At 40.1% G+C, this 25,015-nt stretch carries 21 protein-coding genes and 5 tRNA genes; 19 read left to right on the top strand and 7 right to left on the bottom strand.

Annotated features, from left to right (window positions below; all coding sequences use genetic code 11):
• Positions 1-168: 168 nt before the first annotated feature.
• From RM552_RS07260 to RM552_RS07250, 3 genes are all read left to right on the top strand, one after another.
• A complete protein-coding gene (locus RM552_RS07260) occupies positions 169-1,785 on the top strand; it encodes a glycerol-3-phosphate dehydrogenase/oxidase (RefSeq protein WP_311368097.1) in 1,617 nt (538 codons plus the stop codon).
• Positions 1,786-2,526, top strand: a complete 741-nt coding sequence (locus RM552_RS07255) for an ATP-binding cassette domain-containing protein (RefSeq protein WP_311368096.1) — start codon at positions 1,786-1,788, stop codon at positions 2,524-2,526.
• A gap of 94 nt (positions 2,527-2,620) precedes the next feature.
• Entirely contained in the window at positions 2,621-3,961 is a 1,341-nt protein-coding gene (locus RM552_RS07250; RefSeq protein ID WP_311368095.1) for a class II 3-deoxy-7-phosphoheptulonate synthase, read from the top strand.
• Between the two features lie 46 nt (positions 3,962-4,007).
• Here RM552_RS07250 and RM552_RS07245 read toward each other — a convergent pair whose 3' ends face one another.
• A complete protein-coding gene (locus RM552_RS07245; RefSeq protein WP_311368296.1) occupies positions 4,008-4,229 on the bottom strand; it encodes a DUF3820 family protein in 222 nt (73 codons plus the stop codon).
• Positions 4,230-4,416: 187 nt separating this feature from the next.
• Between RM552_RS07245 and RM552_RS07240 the strand changes: the two genes are divergently transcribed.
• Positions 4,417-4,572 carry an XdhC family protein gene (locus RM552_RS07240; protein ID WP_311368094.1) on the top strand — a complete coding sequence of 52 codons (156 nt, stop codon included), beginning with the start codon at positions 4,417-4,419 and terminating at the stop codon, positions 4,570-4,572.
• A gap of 216 nt (positions 4,573-4,788) precedes the next feature.
• Positions 4,789-5,925 (top strand): DUF547 domain-containing protein, encoded by a 1,137-nt coding sequence (locus RM552_RS07235; protein ID WP_311368093.1) that lies wholly within the window; start codon positions 4,789-4,791, stop codon positions 5,923-5,925.
• Positions 5,926-5,930: 5 nt separating this feature from the next.
• On the opposite strand, the gene RM552_RS07230 is transcribed toward RM552_RS07235, so the two are convergent.
• Positions 5,931-7,727 carry an ABCB family ABC transporter ATP-binding protein/permease gene (locus RM552_RS07230; protein WP_311368092.1) on the bottom strand — a complete coding sequence of 599 codons (1,797 nt, stop codon included), beginning with the start codon at positions 7,725-7,727 and terminating at the stop codon, positions 5,931-5,933.
• A 349-nt stretch (positions 7,728-8,076) separates the two neighbouring features.
• On the opposite strand from RM552_RS07230, the gene RM552_RS07225 reads away from it, so the two are divergent.
• The 4 genes from RM552_RS07225 to RM552_RS07210 are packed head-to-tail and all read left to right on the top strand — an operon-like array spanning position 8,077 to position 12,555.
• Positions 8,077-8,769 (top strand): 3-keto-disaccharide hydrolase, encoded by a 693-nt coding sequence (locus tag RM552_RS07225; protein WP_311368091.1) that lies wholly within the window; start codon positions 8,077-8,079, stop codon positions 8,767-8,769.
• A gap of 40 nt (positions 8,770-8,809) precedes the next feature.
• Positions 8,810-9,985, top strand: coding sequence for a Gfo/Idh/MocA family protein (locus tag RM552_RS07220; protein WP_311368090.1), 1,176 nt, complete (start codon positions 8,810-8,812; stop codon positions 9,983-9,985).
• Between the two features lie 16 nt (positions 9,986-10,001).
• On the top strand, positions 10,002-11,459 hold the full coding sequence (locus RM552_RS07215; RefSeq protein ID WP_311368089.1) for a divalent metal cation transporter: 1,458 nt from the start codon (positions 10,002-10,004) through the stop codon (positions 11,457-11,459).
• 10 nt (positions 11,460-11,469) lie between these two features.
• Positions 11,470-12,555: a Gfo/Idh/MocA family protein gene (locus RM552_RS07210; RefSeq protein ID WP_311368088.1), complete on the top strand. Its 1,086-nt coding sequence runs from the start codon at positions 11,470-11,472 to the stop codon at positions 12,553-12,555.
• Here RM552_RS07210 and RM552_RS07205 read toward each other — a convergent pair.
• The gene (locus RM552_RS07205) at positions 12,552-13,463 is read right to left on the bottom strand and encodes a DUF4861 family protein (protein ID WP_311368087.1); all 912 of its coding nucleotides are present in this window, start codon (positions 13,461-13,463) and stop codon (positions 12,552-12,554) included. The genes RM552_RS07210 and RM552_RS07205 overlap by 4 nt on opposite strands.
• A gap of 209 nt (positions 13,464-13,672) precedes the next feature.
• Between RM552_RS07205 and RM552_RS07200 the strand changes: the two genes are divergently transcribed.
• Together RM552_RS07200 and RM552_RS07195 are read left to right on the top strand one after the other, a co-directional pair.
• Complete coding sequence (locus RM552_RS07200; protein ID WP_311368086.1) at positions 13,673-14,167, top strand: YgjV family protein; 495 nt, start codon at positions 13,673-13,675, stop codon at positions 14,165-14,167.
• A gap of 91 nt (positions 14,168-14,258) precedes the next feature.
• On the top strand, positions 14,259-15,260 hold the full coding sequence (locus RM552_RS07195) for an oxidoreductase (protein ID WP_311368085.1): 1,002 nt from the start codon (positions 14,259-14,261) through the stop codon (positions 15,258-15,260).
• A 103-nt stretch (positions 15,261-15,363) separates the two neighbouring features.
• Here the strand turns inward: RM552_RS07195 and RM552_RS07190 are convergent, their stop codons facing one another.
• Both RM552_RS07190 and RM552_RS07185 read right to left on the bottom strand, forming a co-directional pair.
• Complete coding sequence (locus tag RM552_RS07190) at positions 15,364-16,350, bottom strand: zinc-dependent alcohol dehydrogenase family protein (protein WP_311368084.1); 987 nt, start codon at positions 16,348-16,350, stop codon at positions 15,364-15,366.
• Between the two features lie 42 nt (positions 16,351-16,392).
• Positions 16,393-17,211: an SDR family NAD(P)-dependent oxidoreductase gene (locus RM552_RS07185; protein WP_311368083.1), complete on the bottom strand. Its 819-nt coding sequence runs from the start codon at positions 17,209-17,211 to the stop codon at positions 16,393-16,395.
• Between the two features lie 108 nt (positions 17,212-17,319).
• Here RM552_RS07185 and RM552_RS07180 point away from each other — a divergent pair, with 108 nt between their 5' ends.
• Positions 17,320-18,225: a LysR family transcriptional regulator gene (locus tag RM552_RS07180; protein ID WP_311368082.1), complete on the top strand. Its 906-nt coding sequence runs from the start codon at positions 17,320-17,322 to the stop codon at positions 18,223-18,225.
• Positions 18,226-18,324: 99 nt separating this feature from the next.
• A complete protein-coding gene (locus tag RM552_RS07175; protein ID WP_311368081.1) occupies positions 18,325-19,533 on the top strand; it encodes an NAD(P)/FAD-dependent oxidoreductase in 1,209 nt (402 codons plus the stop codon).
• A gap of 157 nt (positions 19,534-19,690) precedes the next feature.
• Here RM552_RS07175 and RM552_RS07170 read toward each other — a convergent pair.
• Both RM552_RS07170 and RM552_RS07165 read right to left on the bottom strand, forming a co-directional pair.
• A tRNA-Val gene (locus RM552_RS07170) sits at positions 19,691-19,766 on the bottom strand.
• 27 nt (positions 19,767-19,793) lie between these two features.
• Positions 19,794-19,869 (bottom strand) — tRNA-Val (locus tag RM552_RS07165).
• 266 nt (positions 19,870-20,135) lie between these two features.
• On the opposite strand from RM552_RS07165, the gene gltX reads away from it, so the two are divergent.
• The 6 genes from gltX to RM552_RS07135 all read left to right on the top strand — a co-directional run bounded on the left by gltX (position 20,136) and on the right by RM552_RS07135 (position 24,946).
• Entirely contained in the window at positions 20,136-21,545 is a 1,410-nt protein-coding gene (gene gltX, locus RM552_RS07160; protein ID WP_311368080.1) for a glutamate--tRNA ligase, read from the top strand.
• A gap of 134 nt (positions 21,546-21,679) precedes the next feature.
• Positions 21,680-21,755, top strand: a tRNA-Ala gene (locus RM552_RS07155).
• A gap of 21 nt (positions 21,756-21,776) precedes the next feature.
• Positions 21,777-21,852, top strand: a tRNA-Glu gene (locus RM552_RS07150).
• A gap of 106 nt (positions 21,853-21,958) precedes the next feature.
• Positions 21,959-22,034 (top strand) — tRNA-Glu (locus tag RM552_RS07145).
• Positions 22,035-22,236: 202 nt separating this feature from the next.
• Complete coding sequence (locus RM552_RS07140; RefSeq protein WP_311368079.1) at positions 22,237-24,003, top strand: diguanylate cyclase domain-containing protein; 1,767 nt, start codon at positions 22,237-22,239, stop codon at positions 24,001-24,003.
• Positions 24,004-24,019: 16 nt separating this feature from the next.
• Positions 24,020-24,946: a tRNA-dihydrouridine synthase gene (locus RM552_RS07135; RefSeq protein ID WP_311368078.1), complete on the top strand. Its 927-nt coding sequence runs from the start codon at positions 24,020-24,022 to the stop codon at positions 24,944-24,946.
• Positions 24,947-25,015 lie beyond the last annotated feature (69 nt).

The raw sequence follows: 25,015 nt of genomic DNA, 5'->3' as shown, positions 1-25,015 counted from the left end.
TTTTATTCTCTTTTCGATATGGCTTGTTATTTCTTTGTTACTCCGTAAATCTATCGCAACATATTGCAGGTGAGAGCGCAAATAAATTCACATAATTAGTTTGCTTTACCATTCATTGCTAATTAATATACTATTTATCTTATAAATGACAAGAAGAGAATAGGCGCCATGCTATTGCGTGAGACAAATATAAATTTGTTAGATGAAAAAGAATTTGATGTCTTAATTTTAGGTGCCGGTATAAACGGTGCCGTTTCGGCAGCCGCGCTAGCCAGGAAAGGGCTTAAAGTTGCGCTAATCGACAAAGGTGACTTTGCAGGGCAAACTTCTTCCAATTCATCAAATTTAGCTTGGGGCGGCATTAAATATCTAGAAAATCATGAGTACTTTTTAGTCAATAAATTGTGTAAAAGCCGCAATCATTTAATGCGTAGTTATCCTTCTACGGTCAAGGAAATACGCTTTTTAACGACTTTACAAAAGGGTTTTCGTTTCCCTGCATGGTTTGTTTTTGCTGGCACTTTGGTATATTGGTTAATGGGGCGGTTCTTTACTCAGCGTCCTAAGTTTTTGTCTTCTAAAAAAATAAAACAAACAGAGCCGGTCATTGATATTAGTAATGCCCAAGGTGGTTTTGAATATTCTGATGCCTTTCTGCATGACAACGACGCTCGATTTGTATTTAATTTTATTCGTTCATCAATGGATAATGGCGCTATTGTGACAAACTATGTTGAGGCTATTGATAGCCAGCGCGAAAAAGATGTTTGGCTAACAAGCGCTAAAGACGGTATTTCAGGAAAGGATATACGCATTAAGTCTAAAGCGATCATAAATGCTTGCGGGCCCAAAGTAGATAAATATAATCAGGAAAATGGCCAGCAAACTGAACACCAGCATCTTTTTTCAAAAGGGGTGCATTTAATCGTAAACAAGTTAACAAAAGTAGACAAAGTGCTCGCTTTTTTTGCCTCCGATGGCCGTTTGTTTTTTGTGATCCCAATGGGACAAAAAACCTGTATTGGGACAACTGATGATAAAGTCGAAAACCCAGATACCAGTGTCACAGAAGATGATAGAAAGTTTATTCTAGATAATGTGAATGCACTTTTAGACCTAAGCCCAATGTTAACCAAAGACGATATCATTTCGGAACGCTGTGGGGTGCGTCCCCTTGCAGTAAAAGGCAAAGGTGGTGATGCTGATTGGGTAGCTTTATCACGAAAGCATGCGATTGACGTCAATAAAAAGGACCAATACTTGAGTATTTTTGGTGGCAAATTGACCGACTGCATCAACGTAGGTGAAGAGATAAGCCAAATTATTAAATCCTTAGGCATCGACATACCCTACGAAGACGCCATTTGGTATGGCGAATCCGACGCTAAAATCAAAGCGGAGTTTGAGTATAGGGCAAAATTAATTGATTTAGATGCCATGACTCCCGCGTACTCTTCTGAAAAACTGACTACGCGTTTATGGCGCAGATACGATATACATGCATTACAAATATTGGATGAAATACAACGCGATCCCACTCAAGCGCAACAATTAATGGAAAATGCTGAATATTTAAGAGCAGAGCTTGATTATGCTGCCCGTCGTGAGATGATTACAAAACTGGAAGATTTTTTACGTCGCCGTTCTAAAATTGAAATGGTTTTACGAAAATCTGAGATAGTCAAAACAAAAGGCATTGTAGAAGCCTGTGAAATACTGTTTGGAAATAAGGCTCAAGAAAAACTTGAAGAATATATTGAGGCTGTCAACGCGAGCACTAACTAAATGCTAGTTGCTAGTAACGTGAGTGTAAAAGGGCGTGTTAGCGAACTAAATGTTATTATTCGAAAAGGGGCCCAATTACATCTATTAGGGCCAAATGGAGCGGGCAAATCTTCAGTACTGGCTTTGTTTTCTGGTTTGATAAACGCTGACAAAGGAAAGATGTATTGGCGAGACAACGACCTTTTTAATTTATCGCTTGAAGCACTTTCTCGGCAAAGATGCTTATTGCAACAACAGCAAAATATTGAGTTTTCTATCCCTTTAAAACAACTACTTAGTTTTTATACTCAGCGCGTCGATTTACCTCACGAATTAGAACAATGCTTTGAACTTTCAAGTATGTTGAACAACAATTTACCAAGCTTATCGGGTGGTCAACAACAACGTTTCCATCTAGCCAGAGTGCTAAGCCAAATATGGCCTGCAATAGAGCGTGGTGAAGCTTTGGTTTTATTAGACGAACCATGCCAACAGCTAGATGTTAATTATCAGGCGCAACTTATGCGTTTGTTAACCCAAATATGTGAGCAGGGAAATGTAGTAGTTATGAGTTCTCACGATATGAATTTATCCGCAAAATACGCAAGTCATATTATGTTTCTAAAAGACCAAAAAATGTTCGGTGTTGCCCCTACAGAAACGCAAATGACGACTTCAAATCTTAAGCATGTTTTTGACCATTCATTTGTTGAAGCAAAAGACAACTCCCTCAGCCATAAATATTTTGTCGCTTGCGACTAAAAAGCTGTCAACAGACCCACATGTAATGTGGTATCATTTTCGATTGATTATGATTGATTAACATCGCGCAAAACCAAATAAACAAGGAATTATTGTGAGTCAGTGGAGTATAGATAGTTGGCGGAATAAGCCAATTTTGCAACAACCAAGTTATCAGGACCAAACCTTATTAAACGATGTCGAGAAAAAACTCTCTACCTATCCTCCTTTAGTGTTCGCTGAAGAAACTCGTCAGCTACATAAACAATTAGGAGAAGTCGCACAGGGTAAGGGCTTTTTGTTGCAAGGTGGTGACTGCGCTGAGTCATTTGATGAATTTAATGCGCCAAAAATAAGAGATACCTTCAAAGTAATTCTGCAAATGGCAATCGTATTGACCTTTGCAGGCCGTTGTCCAGTCACTAAGGTGGCTCGTATGGCTGGACAATATGCAAAACCGCGTTCAGCTGACACAGAAACAATCAACGGTATTACATTACCTTGTTATCGCGGTGATATTGTGAATAGTCTGGAATTTACTGAGCAAGCGCGTTTGCCTGATCCGAATCGACTATTAGATGCCTACCATAGAAGCGCGTCTACACTAAATCTATTGCGTGCTTTTGCACAAGGCGGTTTAGCTGATTTACATCAAGTTAATCGTTGGAATATGGCATTTTTAGAGAACAATCCTTTAAAAGAACGCTACCAAGATATTGCCAAGCGGATAGAAGATACCTTAGCGTTTATGGACGTGATTGGCTTAAATAGTGAGAATACTTCTGCTTTGCAAGAAACGAATTTGTTCACTTCGCACGAGGCATTGTTGCTAAATTACGAGCAGGCGCTTACTCGTATAGATACCCTCACAGGAAAACCTTATAACTGTTCTGCACACATGGTGTGGATAGGCGAGCGGACACGGCAACTCGACCATGCCCATATAGAATTTTTCCGCGGTATACACAATCCTGTTGGTGTGAAAATTGGGCCCACTATGCAGGGCGATGAACTAATGCGTATTATAGATGCATTAAACCCAGACGACATTCCAGGGCGCTTAACTTTTATTACTAGAATGGGCGCCGATAAGTTGGGCGATCATTTGCCGCCTTTATTGCGCAGAGTTAAGGAAGAAGGACGAACTGTTGTATGGAGTTCTGACCCAATGCATGGGAATACGATCAAAGCCAGCAGCGGCTATAAAACCAGAAACTTTGACGCAATATTGACAGAAATTAAAACCTTCTTCGATGCACACAAAGCTGAAGGGACGCATGCGGGTGGTATACATTTAGAAATGACAGGTCAGCATGTTACAGAGTGCACAGGGGGAGCTTACAAGATTAGCGATGAAGACTTAGCACAAGCTTATCAGACGCAATGTGACCCGCGCTTAAATGCGGACCAAGTGCTAGAAATGGCGTTTTTGGTAGCCGACCATTTAAAACGCTAAAGCAATTAACTGTTGTATCAAACTGATTAAGCGCGAGCTTAAGCCTTTAATCAGTTTTTAACAAAGGCTTGAGCATTTTTTCTAAGCCATTGAGTTTGATTTCGTACATGAGGGCTAGCTGTTTTCCAAGTTTCCCATGCGGAAAGCCTTTTTTATGAAACCAAACTAAGTAAGGTTCGGGAAGCAAAAGCAATTTGCATCCGGCGTATTTTCCAAATGGCATTTGTGTATTGACGGTATCGACCAAGTATTGCTGATCGTCGCTCATCACAGTAAGGTCAGATGGTACTTGCGTTGGCCTTTGACTTTCTTGCGCCATAAAATTTGTTTCCAACGATTTTATAATTGTAGTCAATTATTGTTTATAGAACAGGGCCGTAATAGTTTAACCTGAACGTTAGTTGACAAACAACGCAGGTTGCGTAAACAGTAACTGAGCCGAGTAAGGTGCCATGATGTTAGTAAATAGCCTTGGTCAACAATTTGGGCTATTAAGCGGTGGTTGTCTCGAGGGCAATTTATTACCCTTTATCCGCCAAGCTTGGCAGAAAAATAAAAGTATTTTAAAAACATTCGATTTTGATGATTCATGCGCAAGCCAACGCCAGTAAAATAGTATGCAGTGAAAATGCAGAAGGCGTGGGGGCAAACAGAAATTAATAGTAGTGGTTCAATAATTTCGCCAGAATACGCCATGTTAAGTGCTTTTAATAGCAAATAAAATTTTGTTTATATTTCTAGTTTATCGGATGAACTTTTTTTATACTTATGTACTATATTTATGTGTTCATGCAATGCAAAGTTAGTCTACCGATAAGGTCTCATCAATGTATAAAAGATTTCTAGCAGTCCCATTCGCTTTATTGTTAATGTCACTTTCCTATACTTTAATGGCTAGCGAAACAAGTTCGGTGGACTATGCTAAATTCGCTGAATACACTGCAAACTCTGATTTAGAGATGGATTTCAGCATAGTTGACCAATTATTACACGCCGGTGTGATTAATATGGGTCCTTCGACTAGAGCTTATGCTAAACGGGCTAAACCTCCCACGGGCACACGTTTGAGACAAACAGTAGATGGTGCAACTGAAAATGAAGCTAATCGTTTTTTCTATGAAAGCCTCAAAGATGACCAAGAAAAAATCCTGAATTTAAGGAAAGAGCTAGAAGACATCCCCAACCTTACACCTCTCAATCAATATAGTAGAGAGGCCTTATTGGCCTACTGGTTAAATCTGTACAACGTTACCCTAATTAATGAATTAGCTGTGGTTTATCCACTGAATAATTTAAAGCCAATTTTAACGGGTGAGGAATCAATTCTTGATAAAAAAATTCTCACAATAGAAAACGCTCAACTCAGCCTCAATGATATTCATTATCGTGTACTGCCAGCACTTTATCCCGAAAATAACTTATATATATATGGTTTACATCAGGGCATCAAAGGCAGTCCGAACATTCGTACAAGAGCGTTTACCGCGCGCAAAGTTAATCAAGCACTTAAAGAAAACGCCCAAGAATTTATAAATTCAAATAGGGGTACTCAGTTTAATGGTGGGAAAGGAGTGCTTAGGGTTTCTAGCTTTTATGAAAGAAATGTGCAGTTTTTTCCCGATTTTAATGAGGACCTAAAACCACACCTCTTGCAGTTTGCTAACAAATCTATCCAAGAACTTATTCAGAATGCTCGCAGGTTAAAGGCAGATATCAACAATTGGCGCATTAATGACCTTTATGGGAGCACTCGAAGAAGAGATATAGGCCTTGTTGTAAACTCGGGCTCAGGTAGTCGATTTGTTAGTGGTAACGCACTCTCGCAAGCGCAACAAAGTCAACTTATGTCACTCATGAGAGTGAGAGCAAGGAACTTTGGAGGAGGCTCTGTGACGGTAACTGACCTAGATGATGAGGAAGAGCCTGAACCTACAATAATACTTAACGAGACTGACAACAACTGAAGGTTTTAGGTATTAGTTGGAATGTTTTTGCTCTGAGTCGCCCATAAATCAGCATAAACCCCATGCTTATCAAGTAGTTGTTTGTGGTTTCCTTGCTCAACAATTTGGCCATCTTTTAATACAAAAATACAATCAGCGTCAATAATCGTTGAGAGTCTGTGGGCAACCACAAAGCTTGTGTGTCCCTCAGAGATATTACTCAATGCTTTTAAGATAAGGCGTTCAGATTGTGAATCAAGTGACGAAGTGGCTTCATCAAATACCATTATAGGCGGACGTTTAAGAATTGTGCGGGCAATGGCTACACGTTGTTTTTCGCCGCCGCTAAGTTTTAAACCTCGTTCGCCAACTTGCGTGTTTTCTTTGTCTGGTAACTTGCTTATAAAATCGCGTAAGTGAGCGAGCTCTATTGCTTCGTCAATCTCCTGCTGGCTAGCATTTGGTTGGCCATACTTTATATTTTCATTCAAGGTGTCATTAAACAGCACGGTGTCTTGAGGGACAATCCCAATATGCTTACGTAAAGACTCTTGAGTGACCGTTTTTATATCTTGTCCATCAATTAAGATCTGTCCTTTGGTGATATCATAAAACCTAAACAAAAGTTTTACCAAGGTCGATTTGCCAGTACCACTTTCTCCTACAAACGCAACCTTAGAGCCTGGCTTAATAGTAAAAGAAATATCTTTTATGATGTCGCGTTTGTCATGGTATTTAAAACTAACGTTTTTGAAGGTGATTTCACCTTGAGAGACATTTAGATCTTTCGCATCAGCTTTGTTTTCAATTTTGGGTGTTTTTTCGAGTAATTCAAAAAGGTTTTCGATATTAGTAAGTGATCCCCGAATTTCTCGGTAAACAAAGCCCAAAAAATTAAGCGGCATAAAAATTTGCATCGTAAATGCGTTGACCAGTACAAAGTCACCGATGGTCATAGCACCATTTGCTACTTCAATAGCCGCCAAAGCAAGCATAGAGGTCATTGCAATCGCAATAATAAGCGCTTGGCCGCCGTTCAGGGCAAACAAAGACAACCTATTTTTGCGTCGGGCGTTTTCCCAATTTGCTAGGCCCACATCGTAGCGAGAAGCTTCATATTCTTCATTGTTAAAGTATTTTACGGTTTCAAAGTTTAATAAGCTGTCTATGGCCCGAGTGTTCGAAAGATTATCGGCTTGATTTAGCTCCTTTACATACTTGGTACGCCAATCTGTTGCCTTAATTGAAAACGTTACATAGATGATAACTGACGACAAAATTACAGTCGCAAATGTGAAACCGTAGTTGTATAAAAGCACGGCGATAACCATGGCAATTTCAAGCAGAGTAGGACCTATATTAAACACCATAAAGCGCATCAAGAAACTAATGCCACTAGTGCCTCGTTCAATATCTCTTGATAACCCTCCCGTTTGTCTTGATAAATGGAAATCTAAATCAAGACGATGAAGGTGGTTGAATACTTTTAAACCAATCCGTCGCATTGCTCGCTCTGTTACCCGACCAAATAGCATATCGCGTATTTCGCCAAAAAGGACGTTTGCTAAGCGTAAAGCGCCATAAGCAATAATGAGACTAATAATGATAGCTAACAGGGTTTCTGCCGCACTTTCCAAATTGAGATTGTCAACAATATGCTTGAGTACAAAAGGTAGTGTGACACTAGCTAGTTTTGCGCCAACAAGGCAACCAAGAGCAAGCCAAACTCGGGTCTTAAACTCTGTTAAAAATGGCCATAATTTGCTTAAAACACGCCAGTTAAATGCGCTATTTTCATTAATTGGAAAGCGAGAACTTCGCATGTTTATTAATCTTCAATTGGAACGGTAATGACATCAATACCGTTTATTTGGAAGGCGCTAATTATACTGGAATTTGCTTGAAAATCTGTAATCAATTTTTTTACATCCATTATCGGGCAGGCATTAACAATAATGCGCCTTCAAATCGATGTTTATTCAAAATTATAAAATTCAACTGTTGCCAACGTTTTTCCAACATATAATGTATCTAACCTAGGATAATTTATGCATAATCCTATTACGCTTTGGCCGGAAAAGATATAGTTTGAAATGATTTGGCAAACAAAGGATGTAAGCTATACAAAGCAATGATCATAATGATTGGCAATAAAGAGAGGAGATAAAAAGAATGTACGCAAAGGTATTGATAACAATTGCGATTGTGTTTGGCTTATTATCGTGTTCGAGCAACAACCGTATTTATCTGCTAGATGCAAATCTCAGTCAATTTGAAAATATATATGACTATGGGACGGCAACATACGAAAATGGTGAGCTAGTATTATCTTCTACTGAGAACTGGTTTTTCACTACCAAACGTGAATATAGTGATTTTGTTTTTGAAGCAGAGGTTCTGTTACCAGATGTTCAGGAATATAGTAATTCTGGCATCATTTTCCGAGCACAAACACAACAACAAGACAATGGCATGGTGGCGGTTGGATACCAAGCAGAAGTTGACCCCAGCGCGCGAAAATGGAGCGGTGGATTTTATGATCAAGGTCGCAGACAGTGGTTGCACCCCTTGCACGATACGCGCTCTCATCCGGATGAAAAATTTGTTGAAAACTACATACCTGAATGGAGTGAGGAATTAGCAAATGCCTATCGTCACTTAGAATGGAACAAGTACCGAATTGAATGCAAAGGTGATGAAATAAAAATATTTGTAAATGGCATTTTAACCACTCATGTTATTGACAACACCGATAGCCAAGGTTTAGTGGGCTTACAACATCACGGCAGTAAAAAGCTCATTGAAACCGGAGAAACAGATAACATTATTAAGTTTCGCAACGTTTATATTACTGAACTAGACTAACGAAGCTTGCTTAAAATGATTGGTAGGATTGAATAAAATAATGATAAAAAATGAGGCGAAAAAAACAATAAATATTGGCGTGGTGGGTTTAGGTAATATCGCTCAACAACATATTTCTAATATATTGGAACGCAAAGTGGCCGGTGCATGTGTTAGCGCTGTTTGTTCTCGCGACCAAAATGCATTGAGTTTGCACTATAAACAAACACACAATATTAATCACTACACTCATTATCAAGACTTAGTAAATGCCAAGGAGGTTGATGCCGTCATTATTGCTACGCCCACTATGTCGCATTTTGAGATTGCAAAATATGCGTTAGAGCAAAATGTGCATGTCATGTTAGAAAAACCAATAGGATTATCTTCCTATGAAGGGGAGGTGTTGCTGTCTTGTCAGTCTTCAAAAACAGTTTTCGCTTTAATGCTTAATCAACGAACTGACCCTGTTTTCGCTAAAATGAAAGATATAGTCGACAGTGGCCTGTTAGGTAATATTCAGAGAACGCACTGGACCATGACTAATTGGTTTCGCCCTGAAATTTACTACCAAGTGAGCGACTGGCGAGCCACGTGGAAAGGTGAAGGAGGCGGGTTGCTCGTTAATCAGGCCATTCACAATCTCGATGTTTTTCAATGGATTTGTGGGTTGCCAAACAAAATCAAGGCGTTTTGCGAATTTGGCAAATATCATAATATTGAAGTCGAAGACGAAGTCACTGCATTTTTGCGTTATCCCAATGGTGCTACTGGACTATTTATAGGCTCTACTGGCGAAGCGCCTGGTATCAATCGTTTTGATATTATAGGTGATAAAGCTTCTTTGATGTTTAACTCAGGCCGCTTAAGTCTTTGCACTAACAGTGTTAGCACGGCAGAATTTAGTCAACAAACCGATGATATGTTTGGCATGCCAGACACTGACAAGGAAAATATTGAAATTGAGGAGGCGGTTAATCAACATGCCGTCATTATGAGTAATTTTGTGGCAGCGATAGACAAAAACGAAGAATTGATTGCACCTGCTGCTGATGGCCTTGCTTCACTCGATATTGCCAATGCGATGTTGCTGTCAACTTGGCAAAATACCGAAGTAAGTTTACCGCTTGACCGCAGTGAATATCAGCAAAACCTTGATCTGAAAATAGCTAGCTCATCGTTAAGAACAAAGTCATTGCGTAAGGCAAATGTTGACATGTCGGCTTCTTATCGTTGAAGTATAAGGATTTATAATGAAAGAGCAGTTAGAAACAGAGCCCTCTTCTATGGCAACGAGAGGAGTTAAGGCACAAAACTCCGAGGCACAGGTGCTTGAAGCGTTAAATAATCAAGCTTGGTTTGTGCGTATGCCAAAGTATTTTGCATTAAGTGGCCCTGGTTGGTTGCAAGGGGCAATGACACTTGGCGGTGGCAGTGCGGTTACTTCATTAACCATTGGGGCATTATTTGGCTATGAGTTTTTATGGGTGCAGCCAATAGCCATGCTGATTGGTTGCGTTATGCTATTCGCGCTTTCTTATCAAACCCTACATACTCAGGCGTCTCCGTTTGAGTCTATGAAAAAACACGTTAATAAACCGATTGCCTATAGCTGGGCAATTGCGGCTTTTGCGTCTAGCATCATTTGGGGCTTTGCTCACTACCCCCTAAGTGCGGCTATGTTGGAAGAAATCATTGTGGTATCAACAGGCTTTTCTGTTAACGAGGAAAATAACAATTTACGCAATATTTATTTATTGATTTTAGCAATTACTGTTTGGGCCTTGTGTGCATTTACCGCATGGAATTATGGTAAAAGAGCTGGAAGTGATGAATCAGACTCCAATGCAGAAGGGACTCATTTGGGCAAAACTAATACCATTGTCATATTTGAAATGGGTATTAAATTATTAAGTGGAATGGTTATTTTAGCTTTTTCTTGGGTAGTGATAAGTGCCAGTTTAAATGGGAAAATTGACTGGGGAGCAGTTCTGGCTGGTTATATACCTAGCTCTCTACCCAACGACAGCCAAGGAGTGACCGTATTAATGGCAGCTTTGGGTAGCGCCGTAGGCATAAATATGACCTTTATTTATGGGTTCACACTTTTACATAAAAAATGGACACCTTCCCATGTAGCGCTCTCACGTTATGATATTGGCTTGGGATTGGTCGTGCCCTATATATTGGTGACCAGTTTAATATCTATTGCAGCAGCCGGTGCATTTTTTGATGGCGGTGTCGATATTCAAGGAAAGCTTAGCCCGACTCAAGCGGGCAAAATGTTTATGTCAGCAGGCTTAGATGAAGTCACAAGCAGACTTATTTTTGCTTTTGGTATTTTAGGCATGGCAGTGGGCTCTTTGGTCATGCATATGCTGTGCTGTGGCTCGGCAGCTGCAGCAATGTTTAAGTGGAAAGAGGGCAATCTAAAATATAAGCTAGCACTGTTAGCACCCACTCCGGCAATTTTGGGTGTGTTTGTATGGTCAACCATGGGCGCTTATGTTGTTTTGCCAACTTCTGCAATATGCGGTTTTTTGTTACCTGTCGCTTATATTGGTTGGGCTGTATTGCACAATAAACCTGATTATTTAGGCGAAGCGATGCCTAGGGGAATCAAACGATACTTATTCAATATAGCCATGATGGCATGCATAATCACGGTATTGGCCAGTGTTTCGTATTCTGTATGGATCAATTTTTCTTAAGGGCATTTGAGTGCAAAAAACAGATATAAAAGACGGTGCTAACTATGCGCCCGTTGGCAAAGTAAATAAGGTTGTTAAAGCAGGGGAGTTTCATTTTTCAGTCGCATTTTTAGATCATGGTCATATTAATGGTCAAACAAATGGCCTGTTGCAAGCGGGTGCGACCTTAAAATATGTATACGATCCTGATCAAAAAAGACTTAAAGATTTTTGTGAAAAATATCCAAAAGCGCTTGTGGCACAAAGTTTTGAACAAATATTGTCAGATACAGACACTAAGCTTGTTGTGTCAGCCGCTATTCCAAATTTGCGAGCAGGTATCGGTAAACAAGTTATGTTGGCTGGGAAAGACTATTTTACCGACAAATCTCCTTTTACCACCTTAGCGCAGTTGTCAGAGGTGAAAAAAGTCGCTCAACAGACACGACAATTTTATTCAGTATATTATGCTGAACGCTTGCATAATGAGGCTGCTTGGAGAGCCGGTGAGTTGATCGAAGCAGGTGCCATTGGTCGTGTTATTCAAGTACTCAATCTTGCACCACATCGATTATCTAAAGAAACTCGCCCTGAGTGGTTCTTCGACAAGCACCAATATGGAGGGATATTGACCGACATAGGTTCACATCAGGTCGAACAGTTCTTAACATATGCAAATGTGAGCGACGCCAATATTAACTTTGCTCGAGTCGCAAACCTTGATAATGCTGATAAACCTGGCTTAGAGGATTTTGGTGAAATTTCAATGACAGCGAGCAATGGTGCTTCGTTTTATACGCGTGTTGATTGGTTTACGCCTAAAGGACAAGCAACGTGGGGAGACGGGCGAACATTCATTGTAGGCACCAAAGGGAATATTGAGTGCCGAAAATATCACGACGTAGCGCGCCAAGCCCCATCTTCAAAGTTGTTTTTGACCGACGAAAACGGCGAGCACGAGCTTGATTGTACAGGTCAATCAAGCTTTCCCTTTTTTGGGCAACTCATACTTGATTGTATTAACAGAACACAAAACTCAATGTCGCAAGAACACGTATTCAAAGCGGCGGAGTTAAGTATGTTGGCGCAACAACAAGCAGAAGATAATTTGGTTTAAAAATTATCTAAATAAGCGACCCATTGTTCATTGCTCGTAATCTCGTTTGCATGCTCCCAAGCAAATCCAGCCTTATAGGACAATTTTCCATTCGCATCTGTTGTAGTAAATATCCAAATGTGACTTTCGTCTTTTATGTCGCTTGTAATATGCTGAATGTCATCAATTAAACTAGGCTCCATAATGGCGCCTGTACCAACGCCATAATCATGTATGACTTCCCATGTCGAAATACGACCTGTTTCTTTATTTGAATATACTTGGGCTTTTTCGTCATGACTTGTCACACCAATCGCGATAGGTAAAATTGCGGGTTCACCGTCAAGAGTAAATACAGAATCAACTGAAAATAATTGTGAGCCTAATGGTAATGTTATCGTTTTCAATTCTTTAACGATGCCTAGCGGTGTGTACCATTCATATTCCAAAGTAAATGAAACCTTATTGCCACCACTTTCGTGTATTGTATAGCGTTTGAAACTGTGGGCTGCGTATGGTTTGTTATCTACCCAAATAGCGGTGGCACCAACGCCTCTGCTAATGCCTGTATGATACGGGTCGTAGCCTTCGCCATGATCAGTGTGATACGAAATACCACTTAGATGATTCTTGTACCATTTGTCAATGATGGAATATTCCACCCTTTTAAACCATGCATCGACGCCACTAGAGTGCCCTTTAAGCGGAGCTGCAGGGCCATAGACTCTAAAAGCAACTTTATCATTCTCCCAAGCGAAATCGTCATTGCGCTCAGGCACAAAGCGTCCATATGCGACCGCTTCTTTTACCTTTGCTTTGTCAAAGTCAGTATCTATAGGCGTATTGTCTTTTGAGCATGCGGTCAAAATGATCATAGATATTAGCAATATCATTGTTGCTTTGATTTGGAACGGGGCGTTTTTATTCATTGAGATTCCTATCTTTTATCAATATGCGATAGCTTAGTTGTGTATTTAGCTTGATGCTAATTAAATATTTAGCCTTAACATGAAAGTATACTCATATTCTAATGCTTAGTGTAATATCTTAAAGCGCATATACGATATAAGCACAACAATAAAAAACGAAGGTGTTGATGAATAAATTAGTAAATAGCCAATAGTGATACCTATACAATATGGAAAATAATTTTGGGTCATTAGTTGCTCAAGGCTTTGGTCTTTTGGCGTTTGTTTTTGGTTTAGTGACTTTTCTCCAAAAAAACGACGACAAACTAAAGCTTTATATGCTTTGTCTTTTCGCCAGCCAAGTGATTCACTTTTATCTCATGGGAGCGGCCACCGCAAGCGCCGCCAATTTGCTTAACTTAATTCGTACATTCATCTCACTGAAATACAATAAAGTTTGGCTAGGCGTTATTTTTATTGTTATTAACATTGCTTGGGGGGCATATTTGTATCAATCCCCACTAAGTATTTTACCTATTTTGGGTTCTTGCTTTGGTACTTTTAGTATTTTCTTTTTGCAGGGCATTCGCATGCGTTTGGCGTTTATATTTGGTGCCATTTGCTGGTTAACACACAACGCCATGATCTTATCCATTGGTGGTATATTGCTAGAAACTATTGTTATTTTAGGTAATCTAGTCACTATAATGAGATTAAGAAAGTAAACTAGGATGACAGTGTTCTCTAAACCTTGCTTTCAATGCATTACTCAATCAATAGCGTCTAAAAACAAAGCCTAAACATAAAGGAAAAATAATGTCAGCAAATACTACATTCAAAGCTTTAGTTGTAGAGGAAACTAGCGAAAAAACTTTTACGAAAACAATAGTGGAACGAAATATCAAGGATTTACCAAATAATGAATTAGTAATAGACGTTAAATATTCCTCTTTAAACTACAAAGACGCTATGTCCGCTAATGGTAATAAACGTATTACTCAGCAATATCCGCATACTCCTGGGATAGATGCAGCAGGTGTTGTAGTGAGTGATGAGTCAGGAAGCTTTGAACCAGGGCAAGAGGTTCTGGTATTTGGATATGATTTAGGTATGAACACTGCCGGTGGCCTTGGGCAAAAGATATCTATACCAGCTGATTGGGCGGTAGCTTGTCCTTCTACACTTAGTTTGCGCGAAAGTATGATTTACGGCACAGGTGGTGTAACAGCAGCATTATGTATCCAAAAATTAGAAAAAATGGGCATGCAACCAAGCCAAGGTAAAGTAGCTGTCACCGGCGCAACCGGCGGAGTAGGGAGTATCAGCGTTGCTTTACTAAAACAACTTGGCTATGAGGTTGTTGCGTTTTCGGGAAAGCCTGAAAAAAGTGACTATCTTATAAAACTCGGAGCGAGTGAAGTGTTGCATCGTGACGAAATAAACAAAGTGCAAGACAAACCTGCGGGTCGTGAACTATGGGCGAACGCGATTGATACCTTGGGTGGCGATTACTTGGCCAACTTACTAAAGCAAGTAAAGTCAGGTGGCGCTGTAGCGAGCTGTGGATTAGCATCATCTCCGATGCTATCAATGACGGTTTTACCGTTTATAACACGAGGTATATCACTACTGGGTGTGGATTCTGTATATATTCCCTTAGCAGATAAACAAGCTGTTTGGTCGCGAGTGGCTAGCGATATGAAATTAGCTAATTTGTCGAGTTATTGTGAAGAAATCAGTTTAGACCAAACGCCAGAATACTTAGACCGTTTTTTTAAAGGGCAAGTAGTTGGACGTTATTTGGTTAAAATAAGCTGATTATAATTTGTAAAAGCGCGTTTTATTCGATCTCGCCTTGAACCGAAATCTAGCTTATTGCCAAGCAATCGAGGCTAAAAACGCCTCGATTGTGCGCTATTTACTATACGCTTACGACTACTTTACCAATCGCCTTGCCGCTGCTTAAACGTTCATGCGCTTTTCCAATATCTTCCAGCGTAAATGCGGTTTCATCAAGAAGAGGTTTTAGCTTACCTTGCTCGCAAATTGTTGCTAATGTATGTAAAATTTTAGCATGCTCTTGGCGTTTATAGTTGTGCAACATGGGAATAAGCATAAATACCACATGAAGTGACAAGCCTTTAAAATGAGCAGTTGTGAGGTCAATTTCTAGCATTGAAACGGTGGTGGCAATTTGTCCATTCAATGCTGCTGCTTCAAAAGAGTTAGTCATATTCGCCCCTCCAACAGAGTCAAATATGACATCGAAGCCATTTCCATTGGTGTGTTTTTGGACGTAACTTTCAACGCTTTCGTTGCGATAATTGATAGGGGTTGCGCCTAAGCTTTCAATCAAAGTAAATTGCTCGTCACTTCCACAGCTTGAATATACATCAGCGCCAAAGTGTTTTGCTAATTGCACTGCCACATGACCTACACCGCCTGTACCACCATGCACCAAAACACTCTGTTCTGCTTTTACTCCAGCTCTCACTAAGCCTTCGTAGGCTGTGATGCCAACAAGCGGCAGTGCGGCTGATTCTCTCATCGACAAATTAGTAGGTTTTAAGGAAATTAAATTTGTATCAGCAACAATATATTCAGCAAGTGTACCGGGTAGATCGGCCAAACCACCAGCACACCCATAAACCTCATCACCAATGTTAAACCTATTTACGCCTTCGCCTAAGGCTTCAACGGTGCCAGCAAAGTCCATGCCTAATATTGCTGGCGCTGCTGGTGATAATGGTAGTTCTGCACCCATTTGACGAATCATTGTGTCAACAGTATTTACACTAGACGCAGCAATTTTGACGAGTACATGACCCGGTTTGATTTCTGGTTTCAGAACCTCTGCTTTTTCAAAAGCGTCAGTGCCACCAAATTCTTTTACGATCATGGCTTTCATTGATTTTTCCTTATTAAATATTTAATGGGTTTATGTTTTGAGTTAATGAGAAGGTTGTTTTAGCTGCTTAATGATTGCTTCAATGGTATTTACAAGCTCTTCATTTTTACTGTTGTCTAGAGCGTCCGTGTGCGGCTGTGCCCATGTACCAATGTCATTGTCAAAATACCGACCTTTTACATGAGCAAACTCATCATTTAAGGCAGCATTAACTAATATATCAGCACCTATAGTGAGGTCTTTGCCATCAGAGCCGTAAGCCTCTTTCACCATTTTGCTGCCCAGAAAAGAAGCGGGATTGACAGCAATTAAAGAGGGTCCAGTTTCACCAAGTAATGCTGCTAATTGAAATGTCCACATGGTAATCGCTAATTTACTCTGCGCGTAGGCGTTGTTATCCGACATGACTTTCTTTCCCTGTAATGCTGCCAAGTCAACGCTTGATTGCGCCGCTGAAGAAAGATTAATCACTCTACTTGTATTGTCGAATAAGCTTAAAAGGCCTTTGGTTAAGGCGTAAGGCGCTATTGTGTTTACTATAAAACGTACATCTAGATTCGCGTCGTTTATTGTTGCGCTAGTTTTGAAAACTCCAGCATTGTTAATAAGCACATCTATACTTTGATAGTCTGATGTAATAGACCTTATCAACTGCTCTACTTCTGTCATCTTAGAAAAATCAGCTCGGTATGTTCGTATCTGGGCAGATTTATTCAGACGCATAAGTAACGCTTTTGTATCCTCAAGCTTTTGTGGATTGCGTCCATGCAGTAGGATTGTGTGCCCACGTAAAACAAGCTTTTTTGCCGTTTCAAACCCTATGCCGTCTGTACCACCGGTTAATAAAATTGTTTTGCTCATGGCCCATATCCTGATCAATTGATTGACTGTTTGCTTATACTAATACTTTCCAATTAATGTATAAATGACGTATAAATGAAATAAGAATTCTGTTTTTAAGGATAATCAATGGATATCAAAGCAATTCAGCTTTTTGTATTGGCGGCAAAATCATTAAATATTAGTGCGGCAGGCCGTCAACTTGGATTAGTACCTTCAGTTGCTAGTGCGCGGCTTTCAAAGTTAGAAATTGAATTAGGTGCAGACTTATTCCATCGTTCAACTCGTAAAGTCACTTTATCTGTAGAAGGGACAGAGTTTTTGCCTTTTGCAAACGAAATTTTGGCGCAACACGACAATGCGCTTGCCGCATTAGGACGCGGTACAACAAAAATAAGTGGTAACTTGCGATTCGCCGCTTCGAGTACCTTTGCGCAACTTTACATAGCGCCAATCTTACCGGAGTTTTTGGAACGTTATCCTCAGGTTAATTTAGAAATGCGACTATCGGATACACAGGTTAGCTTAATAGAAGGTGGCTATGATTTAGCGCTACGAAATTTTGCTGTGCCAGATAGCAGTTTAATAGGCAGAAGGCTGGCTAGTGATACCAGAATTTTATGTGCTTCCCCTAGTTATATTGAAAAATATGGAATGCCTAAAACGCCAGATGATTTAATGTCACATCAATTATTGGTTTTTATGCATACTAAGCCCAGAAAGTTGCGTGCTAAAACGAATAAGAATCTACATTCATTTCCGCCGCCACATGCTAAATCGAGAGTTATTTGCGATGATGGGGCTAGTAGTCGAATTGCCGCAAAAGCCGGTGTTGGAATATGTATGAGTTCAACTTGGAACATTCACACAGATTTGCTCGACGGCTCACTGGTGCGGGTACTGCCAGATTATCACATAGAAGATGAATCAGCCGTTTGGCTAATTTATCCAAAATCTAATGTTTTAACACCTAAAGTGAGGGTGTTTATCGATTATTTAATTGAGAAAATTAGCGAGTTGCCACAATTGAACTGAAAATACTAAATAAACCTTGTCATATATAGTTTAAGATAATGTTTGCCGCGTAAATAGTGCAGGTGTCTATGGTCTGTATTTTTAATTTGAGGTAAGAGTATGCACAAATTTATTGGTTTCATAATTATTGTAATGCTGGCAATTAGTGCGAGGCATTCACTTGCAGAAGAAAAACGAGTTGTGGTAGTGGGAGCAGGTATTGTGGGCGCTTCGATTACTTATCATCTAGCGTTAGCTGGAAAAGAGGTAACGATAATAGATATGGAAGGGCCCGCGAGTCATTCCTCAAGAGGTACTTTTGCATGGATAAACGCGTCATGGGCAAAACAACCACAGCATTATCATGCGCTCAATCAGAAAAGCACACGTTATTGGCATGAAATATCAAATAAGTTAAGTATTCCTGTTAAGTTTAAGGGCTCTCTTGAATGGTTTGATGCTGCAGAGCGTCAGCAAAAATTAGTGGCACAAATAGCTGAACAGCAACGTTGGGGTGAGCCCGCAGAAATACTTGACTTAAGCGAAGCAGAACAAAGAGAACCTAATGTGCAATTTGGTGATACCAAGTTTGTAGCAAGTTCACCCAGAGACGGGGCAGTCGATCCTGTGTTGGCAACCAAAAAGTTGCTGACAGCGGCAAAACAATTAGGCGCAACCGTAAAATACCCATGTAAACTGTTGAGTGTTCAAACAAGTGCAGAACAGTCCTTCGCTAAAACAAGCTGTGGTGATTTACCCTACCATACATTGGTGCTTGCTGTAGGAGCAGCTTCTGACGTTATCGCGTCTATCGCAAAAGTATCAATACCTCAACGCACCACGCCGGGTATAATTGTAGTTAGTAAGCCAATGAAACCCCTTTTAAACGGTATTTTGGTAGCGCCGGGAGTACACATTCATCAGCGCTTAGATGGCACAATTGTGTTAGGAGAACAGGAAGGAGCGCCTAAAACTCAAGCGCATCAAGTGCGTTTAGTTGATCGCCCAAATAGTTATCCAAACGAAATATTAGCAAAGCAACATGCGCAGCGTATTATTGATATTGCCACTCAATACATTCCAGCAATGTCAAACGCCGAAATAAAGGACGTATTTATTGGTTGGCGACCATTGCCGCTGGATGGTCATCCGGTGTTAGGTTACTCAAAGAATGCACCTAATGTATATATTGCTGTGACGCATAGTGGCGTGACTTTAGCCCCATTAATTGGCAAGCTTGCGGCGCAAGAGATTATGCAAAATAAACCCAATAGCATGCTGGAATTTTATCGCCCTGACAGGGTGTTTGAACAAGTAAAGCGTTATTGAGGATTACACGAGATTGATAATTTAGGGAAAATCGCTTGGGCCCTTTCTGCGCCTTTACCCGATTCGCTATATTTTGTAGTCAATGTAGTGTCGGTTTAGAAAGATTGTAGGATTTCCGAACTTGAAAAAAGCGTGTTAAGTGTAAAAAGGTAGGGAGTGGTGGACGCTACTGGGCTTGAACCAGTGACCCTCGCCTTGTAAGGGCGATGCTCTCCCAACTGAGCTAAGCGTCCATCTGTTTGAAACTGTCGAAGAAAAAGTGGTGGACGCTACTGGGCTTGAACCAGTGACCCTCGCCTTGTAAGGGCGATGCTCTCCCAACTGAGCTAAGCGTCCGTTATCATTTTCAACTTCTCACTGTATGTGTGAAGTGGACGCGTATTATAGAGTTGCGGTAAAAAGTGTCAACCAGATTTTGGCAAAAAAGGCGTAAATTTTACAAATTTGCTTGAATAATAAGCTAATCATTAACTCTTGCTTATACTAGTCAAATTAAAAGTCTACAAATTCTTGTATGAAAAGGTAATTTATTTGAACAATCAGCTTTAGCTAATTTACACAACACGTTAGAATACGCGCGTTTTTCACTTTCAGGATTATTTATGTCAGTTGTTACCCGATTTGCTCCAAGCCCTACCGGCTACCTTCATGTGGGTGGTGCCCGAACCGCACTTTATTCTTGGTTGTTCGCAAAAAGCCAAGGCGGGGAATTTGTGCTTAGAATCGAAGATACTGATATTGAACGCTCTACAGACGATGCCAAGCAAGCTATTTTAGACGGTATGCAATGGTTAGGGCTAGACCACGATAAAGCTCCGTTTTATCAAACAGAGCGATTTGATCGTTACAATCATTTTATTGATGTACTGCTTGAAAAAGGCCTCGCTTATAAGTGCTTCATGAGCATGGATGAACTAAATAAAATAAGAGAAGAGCAAGAAGCTAAGGGAGAAAAACCTCGCTATCCTGGCACTTGGCGCGATCGTAGCGATCATCCTGAAGGACAAGCCTATGTAATTAGGTTTAAAAACCCGCTGGACGGAAATGTCGTGTTCAATGACAAAGTTCGAGGTGAAATTAGTATTGCTAATTCGGAACTTGACGATTTAATTATTCGACGTACCGATGGCGCACCCACGTATAACTTTTGTGTTGTTATCGATGATTGGGAAATGGGAATAACGCATGTTGTGCGCGGTGAAGATCATATCAATAATACGCCTCGACAAATAAATATTCTAAATGCTTTAGAGGCACCTGTGCCGACTTATGCCCATGTATCGATGATATTGGGCGACGATGGTAAGAAGTTATCCAAGCGCCATGGTGCTGTGAGTGTTATGCAATATCGCGACGACGGTTATTTACCCCAAGCAGTCATAAATTATTTAGTTAGACTAGGGTGGTCACACGGCGACCAAGAAGTATTTTCAGTTGATGAAATGATAACGCTATTTTCTCTAGAAAATATTAGTAAGTCAGCCAGTGCTTTTAATACAGACAAGCTTATTTGGCTGAATCAGCATTACATAAAAACACTTGCTAGCTCAGAAGTTGCTAAACATGCAATTTGGCACTTTGAACAAGAAGGTATTAGTATTGAAAATGGGCCGGCTCTAGAAGACGTGATTAAAGTGCAAGCTGACCGTGTAGACACCCTAAAGCAGTTAGCTGAAATAAGTCGTTATTTTTACGAGGAATACGAAGAGTTTGACGCCAACGCGGCCAAAAAACATTTACGCCCGGTGGCGAGAACAGCATTAGAGACTGTACAAGCAAAATTATCTGATCTAGAAAGTTGGACGCCAGAAAACATACAACAAGCGATTAACAATACCGCAACAGAATTAGAAGTGGGAATGGGAAAGGTGGGGATGCCCTTGAGAGTTGCAGTTACTGGGGCAGGGAATTCACCCTCTTTGGATGTGACGCTTCATCTATTGTCTAAAAAGCAAGTTGTGCAAAGAATAAACAAGGCTTTAGAATTCATTAAAAATAGAGAGAATTCTTAAAAAAACCGTTGACATAAAGCCGCTCGATGCCTAGAATGCGCCCCGCTGTCAAGGAAGTCTGCTGACTTTATGGTTTGGCTCCGTGACTAGCTAGATGCGATATGGAAACCCAAGTGTTGTTGTAAAGTAGCAAAGGGGCCATAGCTCAGCTGGGAGAGCGCTTGCATGGCATGCAAGAGGTCGGCGGTTCGATCCCGCCTGGCTCCACCATAGCATTGACAAGGACTTATAGTCCCCTTCGTCTAGAGGCCTAGGACACCGCCCTTTCACGGCGGTAACAGGGGTTCGAATCCCCTAGGGGACGCCATTTTCGTTAGCGTACGTTGCGATGAAAATGCGTTTTGCTAAACTTGATTTTACTAGGCTCAAAATCAAGTAGATTAAATGTCGTTACTCGACAAAACGAAAGTTTTGTCCCCTTCGTCTAGAGGCCTAGGACACCGCCCTTTCACGGCGGTAACAGGGGTTCGAATCCCCTAGGGGACGCCATTTCAAGAAACCAGCCATTTGGCTGGTTTTTTTGTGTCTAAGACTTAAGTTTAGTATTCATATGCGAAATTTTACTATACGAAAGTATAGTTTCATTGTTTATTTTGCTTGAGTTTGTTCGTCCCAAGCAATAAGCTATTGGATTAAGATTAATCGGTTTGATCTTATATTTTTTGTGTATTGGAGTTATCAGTTGTTTCATATGTATAAGCGTGTTTTAGCTACTCTTTTTGTTTTGTCTATATCGATGGCACAGGCAGACGAAATTCAAGACTTCATAGATGAATCGTATACACCTACTTTTGATTGTCCTGTACCCGAAAAGCTTTCAGAAATAGAAGCTATTTTATTGCGCGACGACCTTAGTATCCAACAGCGTTTTGCATTGCATTCACAAAAAACCCACGCTCTAATTTGTGCAGGTAAATTCTTAGACGCTCAAGAAATGCTAAAAGTATTAATGGCAAGCGATGATGTAGATAGAGAATCACATTATTATGCATCAGCGATTTATCAATACGGTTTTATATATGATGTACAAGGCGTAGATGACAAATGCACTTATTATGGATTGGCAGAAGACTTATCATCCGAAAGTTATATTGATGTAAAAACAAGCGCAACACTCGCTTTATTGACTGAATGTAGTCATGGTAAATCGGAAGTAGATGAGCTGTTGATTAAGATATTTGACCTTTTAGAAAAGGTGACGGTCTCGGGTGACCAAGCGGCTATGGCTCATGCACATAACCGTGTAGGGTTATATTATAGTAAAATAGGATTACATTCTTTAGCGCAAGCACAATATTTGTTAGCGGTAGAGAAAGCAGAATCAATTTATACAGATGAAAATAAATTAGCTATTTTGGTTAGTGCTTTTTCTGCAGCTATGAGTAGTCATAATATTGAAGACGCAGAGCAAATTTTAGAAAGATTTATCGCGCTTAATCAAAATGTAAATACTGTTCAAACAAACTTTCTTCAATATTTGTCAGAAGCCAAGTTTTTTGCCATTCAAAATAATTCAGAGAAACTTGAAGCAACGTTAGTAAACTGGCGAGCTATAAAAGATCAAACCCAAAGTGTTGTCTATGCTGGTTTTTTAAGATGGTTTGAAGCAGAACTCTGTTTATTGAACCAAGACAAAGCTTGCCTGCAAGATTTTATTCAAATAGAAGAGAACGAATCTGAGCAATACATTAATCAGGTCAGAAATCATGCCGATTATCTTCATTTCTCGACTAGGTTGCATTTGTTTATGGGAAATACCGAACTTGCGTCGAGAGATCTTGAGGCGACTATCGAGTTGTTTAAACGAAGACAACTTCAACTACAAGAGTTTAATCGGGTATTAAATGTATCGTCATTACAAAACGAAATAAAGCTATTGGAAAACCAATTAAGTCAACATGAAGGTGAGCACGTAAGCATATGGTTGCTAGTTGGCCTTGTTTTGGTAGTTATCGCTTTTGGGGTGCTGTATTTATTTTCTCGTAAACAGTCCGCTTCAAAAGGAATAGACGCTATAACGGGGTTGATGACTGGCGCTAGCCTTATTTCTAGTTTGAATAGACTGTCGGCTCCTAGTAACGGCAAAACCAACGCATTAGCTATTTTCGATATTGCTAACTTTACTCAAGTCAATTTAAAGATAGGCATAGATAAGCGCGATTATATTTTAAAACAAATCACAAAAACGATGATAAATGTGACCCGTGATTCGGATATTGTAGGAATTATTGGGTCTAGTCAGTTTGTACTATGCCTGACAGATATTGAAGAAGACTCTGCAGAATCCTTTTTCGAACGGGTTAAAGAAGCGTTAGGCAAAACTTTTAAGAATGAAAGTAGTAACAAAACAATTAGCGTAGACTCAAGTATGAGTGTTTATTACGAAACAGAATCATTTACTGATGTTGACGAAATTCTAGAGAATTTAATGTTATCCCTCAGTCTAAACTCTGATTAGCCCGAGAAGTAAATCCATGCAGATAGTACTTGCTCCCATGCAAGGCGTTGTTGACCACTTAATGCGCGACATGCTTTCTACCATAGGCGGCTTTGATTTATGTGTGACAGAATTCGTAAGGGTAGTAAATACTAAACTTCCCGATAAGGTCTTTTACCGATTATGTCCAGAATTAAAAGACGGTGGTTACACGTCTAACAAAACAAAAGTCAAAGTACAGTTACTTGGTCAAGATCCAGAATACTTGGCTATAAATGCGTTAACAGCGATACGTTTAGGCTCCCATGGTGTCGATTTGAACTTTGGGTGCCCAGCAAAAACCGTTAATAAATCAAAAGGCGGGGCAGTACTGCTGCAATACCCAGAGCAGCTCTATCGTATTGTTAAAGCAGTGCGAGAGGCCGTTCCTGCAGAGCATGAAGTCACCGCAAAAATAAGACTCGGCTTTGAGGATACTCATCTTGCTATTGAAAATGCCCAAGCAATTGAAAGTGCTGGTGCATCGTCATTAGTAGTGCATGCTAGAACAAAAAAAGATGGCTATAAGCCCCCAGCTTATTGGGATTGGATTGCAAAAATCCGCCAACATACAACGCTGCCAATTATTGCTAATGGCGAAATTTGGTCGGCACAAGATGCCGAAAACTGCATAGTTCAAAGCGATACTCCGCACATAATGTTGGGGAGAGGTGCTTTGGCATTACCCAATTTGGCGAATACTATTAGATATGGCGAACAAGCTTATAATTGGGAACAGGTAAAGTCTTTGTTGGTAAAATATTCAGGCTATGAAATATATTCTGAAAAAGGACTTTATTACCCTAATCGCATCAAACAGTGGTTTTCGTACTTAAAATTGCAATATCCCGAAGCCAGTGAAATGTTTGTAGAATTAAGAAGAATGCGTGATGCACGCGATATTGTAAATTTACTTAAACACTAATTATGAAGTCTCGTTTTCAAAAGCTCTGTCAGTGTACTATATTTAACCTATTACTATAATATTCCTACT

Source organism: Glaciecola petra (genome assembly GCF_031846345.1).
GTDB classification, from domain to species: domain Bacteria; phylum Pseudomonadota; class Gammaproteobacteria; order Enterobacterales; family Alteromonadaceae; genus Glaciecola; species Glaciecola petra.
Note: the sequence above shows the minus strand (reverse complement) of the source record. Positions and strands in the feature narration are given on the sequence as shown.